At 63.9% G+C, this 20,191-nt stretch carries 17 protein-coding genes; 12 read left to right on the plus strand and 5 right to left on the minus strand.

Translation table 11 applies throughout. From position 1 onward, the window contains the following. The first annotated feature begins 65 nt into the window (after nt 1-65). The 3 genes from ybgF (at nt 66) to ftsH (ending at nt 4,632) form a co-directional block, all read left to right on the plus strand. Nucleotides 66-1,226, plus strand: coding sequence for a tol-pal system protein YbgF (gene ybgF / locus FJW05_RS17795; RefSeq protein ID WP_140634419.1), 1,161 nt, complete (start codon nt 66-68; stop codon nt 1,224-1,226). Next, nucleotides 1,220-2,593, plus strand: a complete 1,374-nt coding sequence (tilS, locus tag FJW05_RS17800; RefSeq protein WP_140634421.1) for a tRNA lysidine(34) synthetase TilS — start codon at nt 1,220-1,222, stop codon at nt 2,591-2,593. Before ybgF ends, tilS begins: the two co-directional genes overlap by 7 nt. A gap of 104 nt (nt 2,594-2,697) precedes the next feature. Further along, on the plus strand, nt 2,698-4,632 hold the full coding sequence (ftsH, locus tag FJW05_RS17805; RefSeq protein ID WP_095767284.1) for an ATP-dependent zinc metalloprotease FtsH: 1,935 nt from the start codon (nt 2,698-2,700) through the stop codon (nt 4,630-4,632). Between the two features lie 180 nt (nt 4,633-4,812). On the opposite strand, the gene FJW05_RS17810 is transcribed toward ftsH, so the two are convergent. Then, nucleotides 4,813-5,181, minus strand: coding sequence for a helix-turn-helix domain-containing protein (locus FJW05_RS17810; RefSeq protein WP_140634423.1), 369 nt, complete (start codon nt 5,179-5,181; stop codon nt 4,813-4,815). Nucleotides 5,182-5,364: 183 nt separating this feature from the next. On the opposite strand from FJW05_RS17810, the gene FJW05_RS17815 reads away from it, so the two are divergent. Further along, a complete protein-coding gene (locus FJW05_RS17815) occupies nt 5,365-6,129 on the plus strand; it encodes an SDR family oxidoreductase (RefSeq protein ID WP_140634425.1) in 765 nt (254 codons plus the stop codon). A gap of 29 nt (nt 6,130-6,158) precedes the next feature. Further along, nucleotides 6,159-7,034 (plus strand): NAD(P)-binding domain-containing protein, encoded by an 876-nt coding sequence (locus FJW05_RS17820; RefSeq protein ID WP_140634427.1) that lies wholly within the window; start codon nt 6,159-6,161, stop codon nt 7,032-7,034. Nucleotides 7,035-7,119: 85 nt separating this feature from the next. Here FJW05_RS17820 and FJW05_RS17825 read toward each other — a convergent pair whose 3' ends face one another. After that, a complete protein-coding gene (locus tag FJW05_RS17825) occupies nt 7,120-7,989 on the minus strand; it encodes a hypothetical protein (protein ID WP_140634429.1) in 870 nt (289 codons plus the stop codon). Between the two features lie 361 nt (nt 7,990-8,350). On the opposite strand from FJW05_RS17825, the gene glmM reads away from it, so the two are divergent. The 5 genes from glmM (at nt 8,351) to serA (ending at nt 14,848) form a co-directional block, all read left to right on the plus strand. Beyond that, entirely contained in the window at nt 8,351-9,703 is a 1,353-nt protein-coding gene (gene glmM / locus FJW05_RS17830; protein ID WP_140634431.1) for a phosphoglucosamine mutase, read from the plus strand. A 213-nt stretch (nt 9,704-9,916) separates the two neighbouring features. Continuing rightward, the gene (locus FJW05_RS17835) at nt 9,917-10,753 is read left to right on the plus strand and encodes an outer membrane protein (protein ID WP_140546025.1); all 837 of its coding nucleotides are present in this window, start codon (nt 9,917-9,919) and stop codon (nt 10,751-10,753) included. Nucleotides 10,754-10,954: 201 nt separating this feature from the next. Continuing rightward, nucleotides 10,955-11,815 carry an outer membrane beta-barrel protein gene (locus FJW05_RS17840; protein ID WP_140634433.1) on the plus strand — a complete coding sequence of 287 codons (861 nt, stop codon included), beginning with the start codon at nt 10,955-10,957 and terminating at the stop codon, nt 11,813-11,815. A 191-nt stretch (nt 11,816-12,006) separates the two neighbouring features. Next, nucleotides 12,007-13,182: a phosphoserine transaminase gene (locus FJW05_RS17845; protein WP_140634434.1), complete on the plus strand. Its 1,176-nt coding sequence runs from the start codon at nt 12,007-12,009 to the stop codon at nt 13,180-13,182. Nucleotides 13,183-13,246: 64 nt separating this feature from the next. Then, nucleotides 13,247-14,848, plus strand: coding sequence for a phosphoglycerate dehydrogenase (serA, locus tag FJW05_RS17850; RefSeq protein ID WP_140634436.1), 1,602 nt, complete (start codon nt 13,247-13,249; stop codon nt 14,846-14,848). A gap of 92 nt (nt 14,849-14,940) precedes the next feature. On the opposite strand, the gene FJW05_RS17855 is transcribed toward serA, so the two are convergent. Beyond that, nucleotides 14,941-15,840: a DMT family transporter gene (locus tag FJW05_RS17855; protein ID WP_140634438.1), complete on the minus strand. Its 900-nt coding sequence runs from the start codon at nt 15,838-15,840 to the stop codon at nt 14,941-14,943. Between the two features lie 466 nt (nt 15,841-16,306). Between FJW05_RS17855 and FJW05_RS17860 the strand changes: the two genes are divergently transcribed. Both FJW05_RS17860 and FJW05_RS17865 read left to right on the plus strand, forming a co-directional pair. Next, nucleotides 16,307-17,605, plus strand: coding sequence for an adenylosuccinate synthase (locus tag FJW05_RS17860; RefSeq protein ID WP_140634440.1), 1,299 nt, complete (start codon nt 16,307-16,309; stop codon nt 17,603-17,605). A gap of 69 nt (nt 17,606-17,674) precedes the next feature. Next, entirely contained in the window at nt 17,675-19,495 is a 1,821-nt protein-coding gene (locus FJW05_RS17865) for a hypothetical protein (protein WP_140634442.1), read from the plus strand. Nucleotides 19,496-19,624: 129 nt separating this feature from the next. On the opposite strand, the gene FJW05_RS17870 is transcribed toward FJW05_RS17865, so the two are convergent. After that, entirely contained in the window at nt 19,625-19,927 is a 303-nt protein-coding gene (locus FJW05_RS17870) for a CcdB family protein (RefSeq protein ID WP_140547069.1), read from the minus strand. Further along, nucleotides 19,927-20,169, minus strand: coding sequence for a type II toxin-antitoxin system CcdA family antitoxin (locus FJW05_RS17875; RefSeq protein WP_140547068.1), 243 nt, complete (start codon nt 20,167-20,169; stop codon nt 19,927-19,929). The genes FJW05_RS17870 and FJW05_RS17875 overlap by 1 nt, the downstream gene beginning before the upstream one ends. Between the last annotated feature and the right edge of the window lie 22 nt (nt 20,170-20,191).

Genomic DNA, 20,191 nt, shown 5'->3' on the forward strand with positions numbered 1-20,191 from the left:
GGGCGCTTCCTCCCTTGTTTGATTTGGAAAGGCGCATCAGGCCAACACCCACCGCGAGAGACAGAATGCACTTCAGAACGGTCCTGAGCGGCACGCTTGCGCTGCTGCTCGTATCAAGCCTCCCAAGCCTTGCCGCGCCGGCCGACAGTGCCGGGCCGGCCGCCGACAGCGGGTTCACCTTCCATCTGCCTACGCTCGGCATCTTCGGCGACAAGAAGAAGCCGGAACAGGCGCAGGTCGCGCAACAGGAGGGCGGCGCCGGCGTAACTGGTCTGGAAGACCAACTGCGTCAGCTGAACGGCAAGATCGAGGAGATGAATTTCCAGATCCTGCAGATGCAGGAACAGATCCGCAAGCAGCAGGAAGACAATGAGTTCCGTTTCCAGCAACTCGAGGGCCAAGGAGGCGCCAAGCCGGCCGGGCAGAAGAAATCGGAAGCCGCGCCCCAGGACGGGAACAGCCATGACGGCAACACCAATCTCGGCGATGCCGGCACCGGTCAATCCGGCACCGGCGACGCCGGAACCGACAACGGCGTCGCCCAGGCCCCGGCGACGCAGCCGCCGGCCGGCACCGGCGCGCAAAACGGCGGCAAAAGCGTTGGCGATGTCATCGTGGAATCGCAGACCGGCGATCCCGGTAAGCTGATCACCGGCGCGCCGCCGAAGAATTTCGGCACCATCACCGTCGACAAGAACGGCAACGTGGTCAACGCCGAGACCGGCCCGCAGGCCAGCGCGCCGGCGGAAGCTCCCGCGGCCACCGCAAGCGCTCCTCCCGCCGAGACGCCGGCCAAGAAGAGCAAGTCCGGCGGCACCGAAGTGGCGGCCCTGCCGTCGACAAACGATCCCGACGAGCTCTATCGCAATTCCTACCAATTCATCCTGTCGGGCGATTATCCGACCGCCGAGCAGGGTTTTCGCGACCATATTTCCCGCTTCCCCAAGGACGCCAAGGCGGCTGATGCGCATTACTGGCTGGGCGAGTCGCTGCTCGGGCAGCAGAAATACCGTGACGCGGCCGAAGTCTTCCTCGCCGCCAGCAAGGACTATCCGAAGGCCAAGAAGGCTCCCGACATGCTGCTCAAGCTCGGCGTTTCGCTGGTCGGCCTGAAGCAGAACGACGTCGCCTGCGCCACCTTCGGTGAAATCGGCAAGCGCTATCCCGATGTTTCCGGCGCGCTCAAAGAACGCATCAAGCAGGAAAGGGCCCTGGCGTCGTGCTGACGCTCGACAGCAAACCTGACCTTTTGGACTGCCTTTTCTCCGACCTGGATCTTTCGAGCGGCGCCGTTGCGGCCGTGTCCGGCGGCAGTGACTCGACCGCTCTTCTCCTTCTCCTCAAAGATCACCTCGACCGGACCGCATCGGCCGCCAGGCTGCTCGCGGTGACCGTCGATCATGGGCTGAGGCCGGACTCGGCCGCTGAGGCGCGGCTCGTTCAACGCTTCTGCGCCGATCGCGGCATCGCGCATCGCATTCTTGCCTGGCGCGGCGACAAGCCGGCGACCGGTCTGGCGGCCGCCGCGCGCGAGGCGCGCTATCGGCTGCTTGCCGAAGCTGCCGGCGCCGAAGGCATCAAGCTGATCCTGACCGGCCACACCGCCGACGACCAGGCCGAGACGGTGCTGATGCGGCAGGCGCGCGACGACGAGGGCCGGGGCCTCGCCGGCATGGCGCCCGCCACGCTGTTCGACTGGCGGACATGGATCGTCCGGCCGCTGCTTGGCACAAGGCGCGCGGCACTGCGCGAGATGCTGCGGGCCCGCGACATCGGCTGGATCGAGGACCCGACCAATGCCGATGCCCATTTCGAGCGGCCGCGCGTGCGGGCGAAGCTCGCGCAGGGCGACGGCGAACAGCGTATCGCGCAGGCGCTGGCACGGGCCGGCCAGGCGGCTTTCGAGCGCCGGGACGTCGGCCGCCGCGCCGCCACGCTCATCGACACCTTTGCCGGCAGGCCGGTTCCGGGCCTCATCCGCCTCGATCGCGAGTTTGCCGGAAATGAGGATGACCAAGCTGTCATCCATGCGCTGCGCATCCTGTTGGCCGCCATCGGCGGCGTCTCGTTTCTCGCCGACGAGACGCGCTGCGCTGCGCTGCTTTCCCGCCTGCGGTCCACTCCGTTTCGCGCCACATTGTCGCGGACGGTTATCGATGCGCGACGAACCGGCATTTTCCTTCGCCGCGAGAACCGCGACCTGCCTGCAGCCGCGCCACCGCAGCACAACCGGCTCTGGGACAATCGGCGGCGCATCACTTTGAAAGACGGGCCGGGCGACTTGGTGATCGCGCCGCTGGGGGCCGCCGCCGGGAAAGCGCCCTTGAGCCAGGATATCCCGCCGAGCCTTTCGCGCGCCGCGCTTGCCGCGGAGCCCGCGCTATGGTCCGCCGGCAAATGTCTTGCTCTTGCGGGCGGCAATGCCGGCTCGCGATCGGTCTCGATCGCTCCGGCGGTGGCTCCTTTCGCGCGCTTCCTGCCATCCTTCGACATCGAGCCCGCCGCCGCCGCGGCGGCCCTGGTCGGCGCGCCGCCGTTGCCGGCACTGCCATTCCGCCGCCATGATGATGGCCGAGGGTGGGCGAAAGCTTAACCGATACGTGCTGTTCTGCTTGGCAAGGGGGGGCGCTCTCCCTATGTTAGGCCCAAGCTAATCCATCATCGCGGGTCCGCGCGCGGACGCCAACGGGACAATAGATGAATCCGAATTATCGCAACCTCGCGCTCTGGGCGATCATAGCGGTCCTGCTCATAGCCCTGTTCAATCTTTTCCAGACGCCGCAGACGCGCGGCGCCACCACGGATATCGCCTATTCGCAGTTCCTGCAGGACGTCGCGTCGGGGCGGGTCAAAAGCGTGACCATCGCCGGCGCCCGCATCTTCGGCAACTACACGGACAACGCCAACGGCTTTCAGACCTATTCGCCCGGCGATCCGTCGCTGGTCTCCAGGCTGCAGGACAAGAACGTCACCATCACCGCCAAGCCCGAGACCGACGGCTCCAATTCGTTGTTCGGCTATCTGATCTCGTGGCTGCCGATGATCCTGATCCTCGGCGTGTGGATATTCTTCATGCGCCAGATGCAATCAGGCTCCGGCCGCGCCATGGGCTTCGGCAAGTCGAAGGCCAAGCTTTTGACCGAGGCGCATGGCCGCGTCACCTTCCAGGACGTCGCCGGCGTCGACGAGGCCAAGGAGGATCTCGAAGAGATCGTCGAGTTCCTGCGCGATCCGCAGAAGTTCCAGCGCCTCGGCGGCAAGATCCCGCGCGGCGTGCTCCTGGTCGGCCCGCCCGGCACCGGCAAGACGCTGCTCGCCCGCTCGGTCGCCGGTGAAGCCAACGTGCCGTTCTTCACCATTTCCGGCTCGGACTTCGTCGAGATGTTCGTCGGCGTCGGCGCAAGCCGCGTGCGCGACATGTTCGACCAGGCCAAGAAGAACGCGCCCTGCATCATCTTCATCGACGAAATCGATGCCGTCGGCCGCCATCGCGGCGCCGGCCTCGGCGGCGGCAATGACGAACGCGAGCAGACGCTGAACCAGCTGCTGGTCGAGATGGACGGTTTCGAGTCCAACGAGAGCATCATCCTCATCGCCGCCACCAACCGGCCCGACGTGCTCGACCCGGCGCTGCTGAGGCCCGGCCGTTTCGACCGCCAGGTCGTGGTGCCGAACCCCGACATCGTCGGCCGCGAGAAGATCCTCAAGGTGCATGTGCGCAACGTGCCGCTGGCGCCCAATGTCGACCTCAAGGTGGTTGCGCGCGGCACACCGGGCTTTTCCGGCGCCGATCTGATGAACCTCGTCAACGAATCCGCGCTGATGGCGGCGCGCCGCAACAAGCGGCTCGTCACCATGGCCGAGTTCGAGGACGCCAAGGACAAGATCATGATGGGCGCCGAGCGCCGCTCGTCGGCGATGACGCAGGCCGAGAAGGAGCTGACCGCCTATCACGAGGCCGGGCACGCGATCCTGGCGCTCAACGTGCCGTCGGCCGATCCGCTGCACAAGGCAACCATCATCCCGCGCGGCCGCGCGCTCGGCATGGTCATGCAGTTGCCGGAAGGCGACCGCTATTCGATGAGCTACAAGTACATGATCTCGCGGCTTGCGATCATGATGGGCGGCCGCGTCGCCGAAGAGTTCAAGTTCGGCAAGGAGAACATCACGTCGGGCGCCTCCTCCGATATCGAGCAGGCGACCAAGCTGGCGCGCGCCATGGTCACGCGCTGGGGCTTCTCCGACAAGCTCGGCCACGTCGCCTATGGCGACAACCAGGAAGAGGTCTTCCTCGGCCATTCGGTGGCGCGCACCCAGAACATCTCGGAAGAGACGGCGCAGATCATCGACGCCGAGGTGCGGCGCCTGATCGACGACGCCTATTCGACCGCCAAGACCATCCTGACCAAGAAGAAGAAGGAATGGATCGCGCTCGCCGAGGGACTGCTCGAATACGAGACGCTGTCCGGCGACGAGATCAAGCAGCTGATCGCGGGCAACAAGCCCGCCCGCGACCTCGGCGACGACACCCCGCCCAGCCGCGGCTCGGCCGTGCCGAAGGCCGGCACCGGCGGCCGCCGCAAGAAAGGCCCTGAGCCCGAAGGCGGCATGGAGCCGCAGCCGTCGAGCTGACCAGCTTATGAATTGTAAAAGAACGCCGCGGCTTCAAACCCGCGGCGTTCTTTTGTCTGAAGCGATCTAAAGCGCGTCGCGCTGAACCGGATTCAGGCGACGCGCTTTAAGTCTTGTTTTGCTGCATGTCGTTGTCCCAGAACCGCTGCGCACTTCTGGGCGACATGCATTAGAGCCACCTCAGAGGGTCTGCGGCGCGAGTGCGCTTGCCTTGCCTTGGCGCGGCCTGGCGGCGCGGCCGGCATATTCTTTGCCCCATCTGGCCAGCGGGATCAGCGCATTGTCCAGCTCGACGCCGAATTCGGTGATCGAGTATTCGACCCTCGGCGGCACTTCCGCGAAGATTTCGCGATTGACGAGGCCATCGGCTTCCATCTCGCGCAGCTGCTGAATCAGCATCTTTTCGCTGATTTCGGGCACAAGGCGCTTCAGCTCACCGAATCGTGCCGGGGCCTTGTGCAACTGCCAGAGCAGCAACGCCTTCCATTTGCCGCCGATCGCTTCGAGCGCAGGGCCTAGTCCGCAACTATTTGGCTGTCTCTTTCCCATGTTTCATCCAGTTCTGAGCAATCGGTGGGTACCTTACTTTTTTGTCGGTACTTGAGAAAAGCTCGGCCGGTCCATAGCTTCCTGGCATCGTCGGAAACCGGCGAACACCACAACATCATATCGGTAGCGTGCTTCGGTCTGCAAAGGCCGTTGGCGGACGGATATTGTCAAAAGAGAGAAATCATGACGCGACACACGAACAAGAAGGCCGTGGTGATCGGCGGCACACACGGCATGGGCATGGCTGTCGCCGAGCTCCTCGTCGAAGGCGGCGCCGAAGTCCTGATCACCGGCCGCGATCAACGCAATATCGAGGCCGCGCGCGAGAAGCTGTTTTCTCGCGCCCACGTCGTGCAGTCCGACATCAGCGCCATGGGCGACATCGCTACGCTCGGGGCGGAAGTCGGACAGAAGCTCGGGCAGATCGACCTCCTTCACATCAATGCCGGGGTCGCCGATCTTGAACCGGTGGAGCATGTCACCGAGGCGAGCTATGACCGCACCTTCAACGTCAATGCCAAAGGCGCCTTCTTCACCGCGCAGCGCCTGCTGCCGCTGATCAGGGACGGCGGCGCCATCGTCTTCACCTCGTCGATCGCCGACGAATCCGGCACCGGCGGCATGAGCGTCTATTCCGGATCGAAGGCGGCGCTCCGTGCCTTTGCCAAGGTGCTCGCTGCCGAGCTCCTGCCTCGCCGGATCCGCGTCAATGTAGTGAGCCCAGGGTTCATCGACACACCAACGATGGGTGTCGCCGGCGCGTCCGCCCAAGAGCGCGCGGCCTTCGTGAAGATAGGCGACGCCGTCACGCCGATGAAACGTCACGGGACGGCCGAGGAAGTGGCACGTGCGGTGCTTTTCTTGGCTTTTGACGCCACCTTCACCACGGGTGCGCGGCTGACCGTCGACGGCGGCCTTGGCCAGGATCTGAGCCCGATACCGGCGTGAACCCCGCAAGCAAGCCACGGAGAAGCAGGATGAGCGATATCGCAGTAATCGGCCTCGGCGCCATGGGCACGGCTCTTGCCCATGCCTTTCTGAATAAGGGGCATGAGGTGACCGTGTGGAACCGTTCCCCGGCAAAGGCGGAGGCTTTGGCGGCCAGAGGCGCTGTCGTGGCCAAGAATGTCGAGGAAGCCGTCAGATCGAGCCCGCTGATGGTGGCATGCCTCCTGGTCTACGACACGGTTCATGAGGCGTTAGGCGCCGCCGCGGCCGCATTCTCGGGGCGCACATTGGTCAATCTCACCAACGGTACGCCCGACCAGGCGCGGGCGATGTCGGACTGGGCCGTCAGGCACGGCGCCAACTATCTCGATGGCGGTATCATGGCGGTGCCGCCGATGATTGGCGGGCAGCATGCCTTGATCCTTTATAGCGGCTCCAGGCAAGCATTCGAAACTCATTCCGGACGGCTCGATGCGCTTGGCGCCAGTCGATATCTTGGCGAGGACGCTGGCCTCGCACCGCTCTACGACATCTCGCTTCTGGCCGGCATGTACGGCCTGTTCGCGGGGGTTCTGCAGGCGTTGGCGCTGACAGGCAAAGCCGGAATTCCGGCTCGCGAATTCATGCCGCTGCTGACCGCCTGGCTTGAGGCAATGCAAGGCGGACTGCCGAAATGGGCGGAACAGATCGACAGCGGCGATCACACCAGCAATGTCGTTTCCAATCTGGGCATGCAAGCGGACGCCTATGTCAATCTGGTCGATGCCGCCAGGTCGGCTACAGTCAGCGCCGAACTCGTCTTGCCGATGCAAGACCTGATGCGACGCGGAGTGGCCGCCGGTAACGCCAACGCCGATCTTTCTAGTCTGGTCGGACTGCTGCAACGACCGAAACCAGGTGCTTGAAATTAGGCCGGTTTAGACATCGCGCCCGGCAAAAAAGCCCGCGAGCCTTGCGGCTCGCGGGCTTTCGTCAATCGGTACTAAACGATCAGCTCTTCAGCTTGGCATTGCACAGGCTGTAGAAGCCGCCGCCCTTCTGGATCCACTTGAGACCATTCAGCGTGTTGGCATCCTTGTTGGCATAGTACTGCTCGAGGCAGGTATGCATGCGGCCCTTGGCCGGGGTCTCGGTGGCGAATTTCGGCGAAATCGCCTTCGGGAAGGTCACGCCCTTCGGCGCAGCGACGCTCGGCTTCGCCGGCTCGCTGGTATAGGTGGCTTCCGTCGGTGCAGGCACGGTGTCGTCGTCGGCAGCGGCGGCGCCGCACTCGGCCTTGCGGAAGTCGTTCCACTTCATGCCGTTCAGCTTGTTGGCGGTCTTCGCAGCCTGGTACTTGGTGCTGCATTCGGCCATGCTCAGGCCCTTGCCGCCGTCGGCAGCCGCGGTCGAGGTCTTGGTCGTCGTGGCCGGTTTGGTTTCGGTGGCCGGGGCGGCAGCCGCGGCGGTTGCGCCAGGACCGCACTCGGCCTTGCGGAAGTCGTTCCACTTCATGCCGTTGAGCGTGCCGGCGGATTTTGCAGCCTGGTATTTGGTGCTGCATTCCTTGGAGCTCAGGCCCTTGGCCGCGTCGTCGGCAGCGGCGGCCGCCTTCGTCTTCTTGGCGGGCTTGGTGTCGGCGGCCTTCGTATCGGTCGCCGCCTTGGTGTCGGTCGCGGCCTTGGTGTCGGTCGCGGTGGCGTTGCTGCCGCACTGGGCCTTGCGGAACTGGTTCCAGGTCTGGCCGGCGAGCGTTCCCGCATCCTTGGCCGCGTTATACTTGGTGCTGCACTCGGCCATGGTCAGCGCGTGGGCCGGCGCCGCCAGGAACAAGGTTGCGACGGCGATACCCGTCAAAGCTGCAAGTCTATGAATAAGCATGGCGTTTTCTCCCTTGCTGCCGCCAATAAGTGTCCCTATGCCAAATCAATAGCTCTCAATGTCCGGTTGCGCCAGATGCTTCCGGCACAGGCGCCCTCACAAAGTGTGTTATTCGCGATAAGGTGATGAATTGCCTGCCGGTTCGCCGCCAGCCAGGGTTTGCGGGGTACCGAAGAGCCTCGCACCGGCAGGTATAGCGCCGCCACGTCAAAGGTGGTGACAGGCTGTCGAATCGCTCGCACCGCCCGCTACAATGTTTTTCTAAGGATTGGTAATATACAATCACGAAATTTGATGATCGGATGCGGCCCAATTTGTGGCAATACGGGCGGCTGAAAAACCGACGGGGACTTTGAGACACATGGCAGGTCAGTATTTCGGCACCGACGGTATCCGCGGACGCGCCAATAAATTTCCGATGACGGCCGAGGTCGCCATGCGCGTCGGCATGGCCGCCGGGCTCTCTTTCCAGCGCGGCAATCATCGTCATCGCGTCGTGCTCGGCAAGGACACGCGGCTTTCCGGCTACATGATCGAGAACGCCATGGTGGCGGGCCTGTGCGCCGCCGGCATGGACGTGTTCCTGCTCGGCCCCATACCGACGCCCGCGGTCGCCATGCTGGTGCGCTCGCTGCGCGCCGACATCGGGGTGATGATCTCGGCCTCGCACAATCCTTACTACGACAACGGCATCAAGCTGTTCGGTCCCGACGGCTACAAGCTCTCCGACGAGATCGAGGAACGCATCGAAGGCATGCTCGACAAGGATATCGAGCTGGCGCTCGCCGATTCCGACGGGCTCGGCCGCGCCAAGCGCGTCGACGGCGTGCATGACCGCTATATCGAATTCGCCAAGCGCACGCTGCCGCGCTCGATGTCGCTTTCGGGGCTGAGGATCGTCGTCGACTGCGCGAACGGCGCGTCCTACAAGGTGGCGCCCGAGGCGCTGTGGGAACTCGGCGCCGAGGTGGTGGCGATCAATGTCGAGCCGAACGGCTTCAACATCAACAAGGAGTGCGGCTCGACCCATCCGGCCGGCCTGCAGAAGAAGGTGCACGAGGTGCGCGCCGATATCGGCATCGCGCTCGACGGCGACGCCGACCGGGTGGTGATCGTCGACGAGAACGGCACCATCGTCGACGGCGACCAGATCATGGCCCTGATCGCCGAGTCCTGGCACCAGAGCGGGAGGCTGGCCGGCGGCGGCGTCGTCTCCACCGTGATGTCCAATCTCGGGCTGGAGCGCTTTCTTGGCGGCATGAAGCTGCAGCTGCACCGCACCAAGGTCGGCGACCGCTATGTGGTCGAGCACATGCGCGCGCATGGCTTGAATGTCGGCGGTGAGCAGTCCGGCCATATCGTGCTGTCCGATTTCTCGACCACCGGCGACGGCCTGGTCTCGGCGCTGCAGGTGCTGGCCTGCATCAAGCGGCAGAACCGGCCGGTCAGCGAATTGTCGAAGAAGTTCGAGCCGGTGCCGCAGCTTCTGAAGAATGTCCGCATCTCCGGCGGCAAGCCGCTCGAGGAAGCGCCGGTCAAGGCGGCCATCGAGGATGCGCGCAACCGGCTTGGCAAGGCCGGCCGCCTCGTGATCCGTCCCTCCGGCACCGAGCCGCTCATCCGGGTCATGGCCGAGGGCGATGATCCGCAACTGGTCGAAGCGGTCGTCAACGACATCGTCGGCATCCTGCAGGACACCCGCAGCGCCGCCTGAGCTCCGTCCCGCAGTTCCTCTAAGCCCGCCGCCAAGGCGGGCTTATTTGGTACCGGGCGCGCAGATCGGACAACGGCCTTCCCTCTAAAATTGTATAGATTCGTGGTTAATCGGTACGGTTAAACGGCTTTTAACCTTTGCAATTCATTATCCAAACCCGAGGTCAATCATCTTCGGGCGGGAGTCGTCCCGAGGCTTCTTAGGGGTGACAGAATGTTCAAGACAGCAAGAATGGCATTGCTTGCCGCGCTGTTCGCGGGCTTGGCCGGACCGCTCTTCGCGGCCGACCTCCCCGAACCGCAAATCGAGGAGGCGCCTCCGCCGGTGGTCGAGCAGCAGCCGATCGATATCGGCGGCTGGTATATCCGCGGCGACATCGACTATCACAAGTCGACCGTGCGCGGCATCGACTACATGACCTACGCTGTCGATCCTTGTAACTGCTCGGTCACGCCCGGCAGCAAGAGCTTCGATTTCGGCAAGCTCAAGGGCGGCTTCTCGCTCGGCGGCGGCGTCGGCTACAAGATCAACGATTACTTCCGCACGGACGTGACCGCCGACTACTGGTTCAAGTCGAACTTCAACGGCCAGACCTCGGACCTCGTCTCGACCTCGACCGAAGTGTCGAAGATGAGCGCTCTGCTGCTGCTGGCCAACGCCTATGTCGATATCGGCACTTGGCACGGCGTCACGCCTTATGTCGGCGCCGGCATCGGCGGCGCGCATGTCAAGTGGGACACGGTCCACGATCCGAACACCACCGAGACTAACCCAGGCTCTTCCAACTGGCGCTTTGCCTATGCTCTCATGGCCGGCGCGTCCTACTGCCTGACCGACAGGGTGATCCTCGACGCCGGCTACCGCTTCACCCATATCCAGGGCGGCCGCATGTTCGAATGGGATGTGAGCAGCACCGGACCTGGCTTCGATCGCGGCATCAACACCCATGAAGTGCGCGGCGGCCTGCGCTACCAGTTCGGCGGCAACAATGGCTGCGCCGCACCGGTGGTTGCCTATCAGCCGGAACCGGAACCGATCTACACCAAGTAATCGCCTTTATTATCCCGATGTTCGTCAGCCGCCCGGCGCCAGCCGGGCGGTTTTTGTTATGCAACGCCGGTAAATATTGATCGAAATCAATTCGGTAACTGGCTGTTATCCTTAACCGCCACTTAACCACTATGGTTAACAATGGCTCCTTGAAACGGCGCCCGCGTTCGCGGTTGGCGCCAATTTCAGGAGCCGGGGACCATGATATCCAGATCGCGTATCGCGTCAGCGCTTGCCGCAGCCATCCTGTTGCCGATGACGCCGGCGCTCGCAGCCGACTACGATCCGCCGATCTATGTCGACCAGGCGCCGGACTACCAGCCGGTCGAGGTCGGCTCCGGCTGGTATCTGCGCGGCGATGTCGGCTATGCCTTCAGCCATCCGTTCGAGCACAAGGAGGTATCCTCCGGCCCTCTTAACAGCTTCACCGATGAGGCGAGCCTTTTCACTGGTAGCATTGGTATGGGCTACCACATCAACGACTATCTCCGGGTCGAGTTGAACGGCGGCATTCTGCCAACCGACAAATTCACAGAGAGCGCCAAGCTGGCGGCGACCTGCGACGGACATACGCTTGTGGACGATGGTTTCGGCACCATCAATTCCGTCGCGGCCACCCAGGCATGCGACCTCACCAATAACGGCTCCAACAAAGGCTACAGCATCATGGCCAACGGCTATGTTGATCTGGGCACTTATGTCGGGATCACCCCATATCTCGGCGGAGGCATCGGTCTCGCCTACAATAAATACTATAGGAGCATAGGTGCGCGCGACTGCGTTGAGACTGCCCCTAATTCTGCCGGTACAGGCGGTTTTTCCTGCGACGACCCCGCTGGGTACGAAGGCCAGACCGACAGCGAGGGCAAGTTCAATCTTGCGTACTCGATCGGTGGCGGCCTGTCCTATCAGGTGACCCAAAACGTGTCTGTCGATCTCGGCTACGAGTATTTTTCGGTGCCGGGCGCCAAATATGTCGCGTATGACGGCGGCGCCTTCAACATCCACAAGGGCATCGACTACCAGACGGTCAAGCTCGGATTACGCTACGACCTTTGGTAGAATGGCGGATCTGGAAATTGCAACGGCGGGCCTGGGTCCGCCGTTTTTTATTGCACATGAAGTCACGTGATCGCCTGGTATCCTGGCTGCGACAAAAACTTTCCCCTTGACGCCGGAAGCCTGAACGCATATCGCCGTCCGTGGGCCACCCCTCCCCAACGAGGGGCCACTATCTGGAAGGATAGACCACGATGACGATGCTTACCAAGCCCGGACTCCGTCCGGCAAACCCCAATTTCTCTTCAGGTCCCTGCGCAAAACGCCCCGGCTGGTCGGTCGAGGCGCTGAAAGGCGCCGCGCTCGGGCGCTCGCACCGCGCCAAGATCGGCAAGGCGAAGCTCGAGCAGGCTATCGAGCTGACGCGCGAAATCCTCAAGGTTCCCGCCGGCTATCGCATCGGCATCGTGCCGGCGTCGGACACCGGCGCGGTCGAGATGGCGCTCTGGTCGCTGCTTGGCGAGCGCGGCGTCGACATGGTCGCCTGGGAAAGTTTTGGTTCCGGCTGGGTGACCGATGTCGTCAAGCAGCTCAAGCTCGCCGATGTTCGCAAGTTCGAGGCCGGCTACGGCGAGCTGCCCGACCTGGCGCAGGTCGATTTCGACCGCGACATCGTCTTCACCTGGAACGGCACGACCTCGGGCGTGCGCGTGCCGAACGGCGATTTCATTCCCACGAACCGCAAGGGTCTGACCATTTGCGACGCCACCTCGGCGGCGTTCGCGCAAAGGCTCGATTTCGAGAAGCTCGATGTCGTCACCTTCTCCTGGCAGAAGGTGCTGGGCGGCGAGGGCGCGCATGGCATGCTGATCCTGTCGCCCCGCGCCGTCGCGCGGCTGGAGACCTACAAGCCGGCCTGGCCGCTGCCGAAAATCTTCCGCCTGACCTCGGGCGGCAAGCTGATCGAGGGCATCTTCAAGGGCGAGACCATCAACACGCCGTCGATGCTGTGCGTGGAGGATTGTCTCGATGCGCTTCAGTGGGCGAAGTCGATCGGCGGCCTGGAAGCGCTGATCGCCCGCGCGGACGCCAATGCCGCGGTGCTCGACCGGTTTGTTGAGAAGTCAACGTGGCTCGGTCATCTCGCCGTCGATCCGGCGACGCGCTCGAACACGTCCGTGTGCCTCTCCTTCACCGACGCGCAAGTGGCGGCGCTCGATGCCGACGGCCAGGCGGCCTTCGCCAAGGGGATCGTGTCCGCGCTCGACAAGGAAGGCGTCGCCTACGACATCGGCTCCTACCGCGATGCGCCGCCCGGCCTGCGCATCTGGTGCGGCGCCACCGTCGAGACCGCCGATGTCGAAGCGCTGCTGCCCTGGCTCGACTGGGCCTTCGCCATGCAGAAGGCGTCGCTCAAGGCAGCGGCCTGAGTTTCATGGCGGCCAGCGGGCCGCCATTTCCCGACACATCCATTCCCACGTCAAGGAGGCCGCAATGGCGCCCCGCGTTCTCGTTTCGGATAAACTTTCCACCACCGCCGTGCAGATCTTCAAGGATCGCGGCATCGACGTCGACTATCTGCCCGATCTCGGCAAGGACAAGGAAAAGCTCGCCGAGGTGATCGGCCAGTATGACGGCCTCGCCATCCGCTCGACGACCAAGGTCACCGAGAAGCTGATCAATGCGGCAACCAGGCTCAAGGTCGTCGGTCGCGCCGGTATCGGCGTCGACAATGTCGATATCCCGGCCGCCAGCCGCAAGGGCATCATCGTGATGAACACGCCCTTCGGCAATTCGATCACCACTGCCGAGCATGCGGTGGCGATGATCTTCGCGCTGGCGCGGCAGATACCGGAAGCCAATGCCTCGACCCATTCCGGCAAATGGGAAAAGAACCGCTTCATGGGTGTCGAGATCACCAGCAAAACGCTGGGCGTGATCGGCTGCGGCAATATCGGCTCGATCGTCGCCACGCGCGGCGTCGGGCTGAAGATGCATGTGATCGCCTTCGATCCGTTCCTGTCCGACAGCCGCGCCGAGGAGCTCGGCGTTCAGAAGGTCGAGCTCGACGAGCTCTTCGCCCGCGCCGACTTCATCACGCTGCACACGCCGCTGACCGACAAGACGCGCAACATCATCGATGCGGCGGCGATCGCCAAGATGAAGGACGGTGTGCGCATCATCAATTGCGCCCGCGGCGGATTGGTCGTCGAGGCGGACCTGGTCGCGGCGCTGAAGAGCGGCAAGGTGGCGGGCGCGGGCATCGACGTGTTCGAGGTCGAGCCGGCCGAGAACAACCCGCTGTTCGGCATGGACAATGTCGTAGCAACGCCGCATCTCGGCGCCTCGACCACCGAGGCGCAGGAGAATGTCGCGCTGCAGGTCGCCGAGCAGATGAGCGACTACCTGATCAAGGGCGCGGTCTCCAATGCAATCAACATGCCTTCGATCACAGCCGAGGAGGCGCCGCGGCTGAAACCCTTCGTCAAGCTTGCCGAAGTGCTCGGCGCCTTTGTCGGCCAGGTCACCGAGGATCCGATCAAGGAGGTCGAGATCCTGTTCGACGGCTCGACCGCGACGATGAACACGCGCGCGCTGGTGAGCGCTGCCCTTGCCGGCCTCATCCGGCCGCAGGTCTCCGACGTCAACATGGTGTCGGCGCCGATCATGGTGAAGGAGCGCGGCATCATCGTCGCCGAGGTCAAGCGCGACAAGTCGGGCGTGTTCGACGGCTATATCAAGCTCACCGTCAAGACCGAGCATATGACGCGCTCGATCGCCGGCACCTGCTTCTCCGACCACAAGCCGCGCTTCATCCAGATCAAGGGCATCAATCTCGATGCCGAGGTCGGCCAGCACATGCTCTACACCACCAATGCCGACGCGCCCGGCATCATCGGCCTGCTCGGCACGGTGTGCGGCGAGAACGGCGTCAACATCGCCAACTTCCAGCTCGGCCGCAACCGACCGGGCGGCGATGCGATAGCGCTGCTTTATCTCGATGCGCCCTTCCCGGAAAGTGTGCTGGAGCAGGTACGCGCGCACAAGTCGATCGACTCGGCGAAGCGGCTGCGCTTCGACGTTGGCGGCGAGTAAACGTCCAGACATGAAACGCCCCGCTTGCATCAGCAAGCGGGGCATTCATGAGATGGCCGTCACCCGATGGCCGCTTGCCGGGAAGTTGATATTCACCCTGTCTGCAGCGCTGCTCGGCTGCCGCTGTACTCGGCAAGCGCAATGCCGCCGAGGACAAGTGCCAGCGCGAAGGCCTGATAAGCCTGAAACTGCTCGCCGACGATCAGCACCGAAAGCAACGTGCCGAAGATCGGCACCAGATTGATGAACAGGCCGGCGCGGTTGGCGCCGATCAATTCGTTGCCCTTGATGTAGAGGACCTGCGAGACGACCGAAGCGCCAAGCGCCGTGTAGAGCGTGAGCGTCCAGCCACGGGCGTCCGGCACGATGACGCGGCCAGACGCGACCTCCCAGACGAAGAAGGGCAGGGAAACCAGCAGCGCGGCAATCGACAGCGCCAGCATGAAACTTTGCCAGCGGATTGCCGGCCTGAGGCGCAGTCCCACCGAATAGAGGCTGTAGCAAAGCACCGCCACAAGCATGATGGCGTCGCCGAAATTGAGGTCGAGCTTCAGCAACTGGCCGACGTCGCCATGACTTGCCGTCAGCGCGACGCCGGCGATGGTGAGCACGACGCCGACGATCTGCAGAGGCTGCACGCGCAGCCTGAACAGCACGAAATTGGCAAGGATGATGACGATCGGGATGGCTGCCTGCTCGATCGAGACGTTGATGGCGGTCGTGTAGTTGAGCGCCGTGTAGAAGATGACGTTGAAGATGGTGAAGCCGCAAGCGCCGAGCCCGGCAAGCAGCCTCCAGTGCCTGCGCACTTCGGGCCAATCCTCACGCAGCATCCGCCAGCCGATGGGCAGCAGGATCAGCACCGCCATCACCCAGCGCAGGAACACCAAGGTCATCGGCGAGACATGGCCGACGGCAAGCTTGCCCGCCACCGAATTGCCGCCCCACAGGAGCATGGTCGACAGAAGGAACAGATAGGCGGCTCGGTGCATGGAGGTTCCGGCCCTGCAGAGTGTTCGACGGTTCAGCCCGGCCCAAGGCGTGTTGATATTCAGGTGATGCCGGCCTGCAAATGCCGGTTTCCTGCGCTTCCGGTGCTCACGTACTTTAAGTACGCTCCGCTCCGGTTCTCGGAACTCGCCATTTTCGGATCGGCCTGACCTGAATATCAACACGCCTTAGAGTGGCGGCGGCTCCAAGTAAATGATGCGAAGGCCGAAATTTGTTGTGCCTGGGCCAGGTTGACGTCTCGCCGTTGGCGTCATTTTGATCCAAGTCCTTGAGGGGCATGGTCACTTGCGGAAGCCGGTTCCCGCTTTTTGGCTTCGCCGACGTTCGGTTCGGGTCACGCTCCAGCGATGGTTTCGGCGGCAAAGAAAGGGTCGCGCCAACCGCCGCTTGACGCTATAGAGGCCTGTCGTTTCAGGCCGCCCGCGCGGCATTTCAAGGGAAAAGAACATGGCGAATGTGGTGGTCGTCGGCTCGCAGTGGGGCGACGAAGGCAAGGGCAAGATCGTCGACTGGCTGTCGGAACGTGCCGATGTGGTCGTGCGCTTCCAGGGCGGCCACAATGCCGGCCACACGCTGGTCGTCGACGGCAAGGTCTACAAGCTGTCGCTGTTGCCCTCCGGCGTGGTCAGGCAGGGCAAGCTTTCGATCATCGGCAACGGCGTGGTGTTCGATCCGCATGCCTTCGTCGCCGAAGCCAAGAAGCTCAAGGAGCAGGGCGTGGAGGTCACGCCGGAACGCCTGAAAATAGCCGAAAACACCGCGCTTATCCTGTCGCTGCACCGGGAGCTGGACGGATTGCGCGAAGACGCCGCCTCGAATTCCGGAACCAAGATTGGCACGACACGCCGCGGCATCGGCCCCGCCTATGAGGACAAGGTGGGCCGGCGCGCGGTGCGGGTGATGGATTTGGCGGATATGGAAACGCTCCCCTTGAAGGTCGACAGGCTGCTGACGCATCACAATGCGCTGCGCCGCGGGCTCGGTCATGCGGAAGCGACGCATGAGGCGATCATGCAGGAACTGACCTCGGTGGCCGCCGAGATCCTGCCTTACATGGACCGCGTCTGGAAGGTGCTCGACGACAGGCGCCGCGCCGGCGAACGCATCCTGTTCGAGGGCGCGCAGGGCACGCTGCTCGACATCGACCACGGCACCTATCCCTTCGTCACCTCGTCCAACACCGTGGCCGGGCAGGCCGCAGCCGGTTCGGGCGTAGGCCCCGGCGTCATCGGCTATGTGCTCGGCATCACCAAGGCCTACACGACGCGCGTCGGCGAAGGACCGTTCCCGACCGAGCAGAAGAACGAGATCGGCGAGTTCCTCGGCACGCGCGGCCACGAGTTCGGCGTCGTCACCGGCCGCAAGCGCCGCTGCGGCTGGTTCGACGCCGTGCTGGTGCGCCAGGCCGTCGCCGTCAACGGCATCAAGGGCATCGCCCTCACCAAGCTCGACGTGCTCGACGGGCTCGACGAGATCAAGGTCTGCACGGGCTATCGCCTCGACGGCGAGACGATCGATTACCTGCCGGCCAGCCAGGGCGCGCAAGCGCGGGTCGAGCCCGTCTACGAGACGCTCGAAGGCTGGAAGGGAACCACGGCCGGCGCCAGAAGCTGGAACGATTTGCCGGCGCAAGCCGTCAAATATGTCCGCTATATCGAGGAGCTGATCGGTGCCCCCGTGGCCTTGCTCTCCACCAGCCCCGAGCGGGACGACACAATACTTGTGACCGACCCGTTTCAAGACTAGTTTCACAGCCCTTCCCGGCGCTATGGCTGATTTGCGGCCGGCGGGAAAAGAATGCAGGTCACCTGACGCATGGCAGATTTCGTTAGTGTTCTGAAAAAGCAGCTTGACAAGAAGGTCGACCCTTCGTTCGAGATGCGCAAGCAGATATACGACGGCGCCCGCGCGGTGCTGGCAAAGAAACTGGCCGAGTATTCCCCGCCGCTTGCGCCCGATGTCGTCAGCAAGCAGAAGCGCTCGCTGGAAGACGCCATTTCCAGTGTCGAGCGCGAGTATGTCAAACGCGTTCCGGCCGAGGATCCGCTGGCGGAGCTGGAGCATATTTTCTCCTCCATCGACCGCAACAAGAACCAGCCGAGTCATTCCCGCCAGCCGGCGGCGCCTGAGCCCGCCAAGCCGGATCCGTTCAAGTCCGAGCCGTTCAGGCCGTCGCCCACCCCCGCCAGGACCGAACCAAGCTGGCAAAGCGCGCCGAAGGCGGAACCCGCGCGGCAAACCCCTGCGAAGGACGAGCCAGCCTGGCAGAACACGGCAAGGACGGAGCCGAACTGGCAGACTGCGCCAAAGGCGGAACCAGCCTGGCAGAAGGCGCCGCCGCCGATGCCGTCGCCGCGCGAAGACGATGTAGGCCTGGCGGACATGGACGAGGCCGATGACGGCAGCGATGTCTTTGCCAATGACGAGCAGCCGGCGGCCGATACCTTCCAGCGCCTGCGGCCACAGCCGCAAAAGCGCAAGCGCAGCTATGGCGGCTTGATCGCCGCCGTCGTCGCGCTCCTGGTGCTGGCCGGCGGCGGCTACGGCATATGGCTGAACAAGAATGCGTTCGGGTCGCTCTTCGGCCTTGGCGGCGGTGGCAGCAAGACGGCCTCGACAGAGCCGCTGGTCAAGCCGGCTCCGGCCAAGCCGGCGACGGAGACGGCGGCCGCGCCGGCTGCGTCCGGCGCCGGCGAGGCGGCCGACACCAACAAGTTCACGCAACGCCTGACGCCCGAGGGCAAGGAGACCGATCCCGGCCCGGCCGGCGGACAGGCCACGATCGGCGAAGGCGAATCCGTCGCGGCGCTGACCTCGCGGCCGCCGGCTACGCCGGCGACGACCCCGCCTGCTCCGGCCACGCCTGCTCCTGCCACGCCGACGCCTGAGACGCCTGCCGCCGGAGCGCCGGCGACCGACGCTGCCAATCCAACGCCGCCCGCAGCCGCAATCACGCCGCCGGCGGCTACCGCGGCAACGCCGCCCGCAGCCGGCGCCACGCCGCCTGCGGCAGCGACAACGCCGCCGCCCGCGGGCACGACACCGGCTGCGCCCGCGCCGGCGACTGCCGAGGCAACGGTGCCGGTCGGGCAGAAGGCGATCTTCTATGAGGAGCGCACCAGCACGCAGCAGGGCACGGCCGAGCCAGGCAGCATCGTGTGGTCGCTTGTGCAGGAATCGCCCGGCGGCGACCTGCCGCCGGAACCGGCGATCCGCGCCGAGGCGACGATCCCGGGCAAGAATATCCAGCTGCGCATGACGATCCGGCGCAACACCGACCAGACGCTGCCCGCCAGCCACATCATCGAGATGATCTTCCTGACGCCGGAAGGGTTCGACGGCGGCGGCGTCGACAACATCCTGCGCATTGCCATGAAGAGCTCCGAGCAGGACGCCGGCAGCCCGCTGATCGGCATCCCGGCCAAGATCGCCGACGGCTTCTTCCTCGTCGCGCTCAACGACACCAAGGCCGACGAGGACGCCAACCTGACGCTGCTGAGAGGCCAGGCCTGGATCGACGTGCCGGTGGTCTACAAGACCGGACGCCGCGCCCTGCTCACCATGGAAAAGGGCATCCCCGGCGAGAAGGTGTTTGACGAGGCGCTGAAGGCCTGGGCGGCGAAGAAGTCGGGCTGATGGCAGCGGCGGTTTTAAGCCGCCGCTCAGTGCGTTTCACCGTTTCACGGAAACGACAAAACGCCCTATCTCTTTGTTTTTTTACGCAATTCCGGACGGAAAACCGCTCACACTTTTCCTGGAATTGCTCTAGAAGCCCTGAAACAGCATGTCGAGAGCGGCGACGATCTCGTCGTGATGCCGCGTCAGGTTCAGCCTGCTTTCGCCGAGCTCGGTCGTTGAAACCGTGGCGATCAATTGGGTAGCCATCACCAGCTTGCGCCCGTTGATCTCGAAGATCGGATGAAGCTTGCGCATCGGGGACGGAGCTGTCGCGATCGGCAGAAGCGGGACAACGACCCGTGTCTTGAAATTGTCCAGCAGGTCGGATTGGACGTCGAGAAGGTAGACGCCTTCGGTGCCGTCAGCAGCGAAGACGTCATAGCGCGCCATCAGAACTGCCGATGTTCCTTGAGTGGAATGCCGTGCTTTTCGACATAGTCGTTCCACGCATCCATGGTGGCGCGGTTCTCAAGCTTCCAAAGTCGTGTTTTTTCGGCAGCGACCGCTTCGGCAATCCCGGCCTCAGCGGCGCGGGACACATTCACATTGAGACCTTTTGCTTCCTTCATGAGCCGGGAATCGATCGATAGATTTGCAGGCTGACGGACCGCATTTGCGGCTATCTTGCGCATGATGACCTCCGCAACATGCGTA

Source organism: Mesorhizobium sp. B2-9-1 (assembly GCF_006439455.1).
Taxonomy (GTDB): domain Bacteria; phylum Pseudomonadota; class Alphaproteobacteria; order Rhizobiales; family Rhizobiaceae; genus Mesorhizobium.

Bases quoted from the DNA above. Each gene is read 5' to 3' on its own strand.
- FJW05_RS17815 (WP_140634425.1), top strand. From the start codon at position 5,365: ATGACGCGACACACGAACAAGAAGGCCGTGGTGATCGGCGGCACACAC.
- FJW05_RS17855 (WP_140634438.1), bottom strand. From the start codon at position 15,840: ATGCACCGAGCCGCCTATCTGTTCCTTCTGTCGACCATGCTCCTGTGG.
- FJW05_RS17835 (WP_140546025.1), top strand. From the start codon at position 9,917: ATGTTCAAGACAGCAAGAATGGCATTGCTTGCCGCGCTGTTCGCGGGC.
- FJW05_RS17825 (WP_140634429.1), bottom strand. From the start codon at position 7,989: ATGCTTATTCATAGACTTGCAGCTTTGACGGGTATCGCCGTCGCAACC.
- glmM (WP_140634431.1), top strand. From the start codon at position 8,351: ATGGCAGGTCAGTATTTCGGCACCGACGGTATCCGCGGACGCGCCAAT.
- FJW05_RS17840 (WP_140634433.1), top strand. From the start codon at position 10,955: ATGATATCCAGATCGCGTATCGCGTCAGCGCTTGCCGCAGCCATCCTG.
- serA (WP_140634436.1), top strand. From the start codon at position 13,247: ATGGCGCCCCGCGTTCTCGTTTCGGATAAACTTTCCACCACCGCCGTG.
- ybgF (WP_140634419.1), top strand. From the start codon at position 66: ATGCACTTCAGAACGGTCCTGAGCGGCACGCTTGCGCTGCTGCTCGTA.
- FJW05_RS17875 (WP_140547068.1), bottom strand. From the start codon at position 20,169: ATGCGCAAGATAGCCGCAAATGCGGTCCGTCAGCCTGCAAATCTATCG.
- FJW05_RS17820 (WP_140634427.1), top strand. From the start codon at position 6,159: ATGAGCGATATCGCAGTAATCGGCCTCGGCGCCATGGGCACGGCTCTT.
- FJW05_RS17845 (WP_140634434.1), top strand. From the start codon at position 12,007: ATGACGATGCTTACCAAGCCCGGACTCCGTCCGGCAAACCCCAATTTC.
- FJW05_RS17810 (WP_140634423.1), bottom strand. From the start codon at position 5,181: ATGGGAAAGAGACAGCCAAATAGTTGCGGACTAGGCCCTGCGCTCGAA.
- FJW05_RS17865 (WP_140634442.1), top strand. From the start codon at position 17,675: ATGGCAGATTTCGTTAGTGTTCTGAAAAAGCAGCTTGACAAGAAGGTC.
- ftsH (WP_095767284.1), top strand. From the start codon at position 2,698: ATGAATCCGAATTATCGCAACCTCGCGCTCTGGGCGATCATAGCGGTC.
- FJW05_RS17870 (WP_140547069.1), bottom strand. From the start codon at position 19,927: ATGGCGCGCTATGACGTCTTCGCTGCTGACGGCACCGAAGGCGTCTAC.
- FJW05_RS17860 (WP_140634440.1), top strand. From the start codon at position 16,307: ATGGCGAATGTGGTGGTCGTCGGCTCGCAGTGGGGCGACGAAGGCAAG.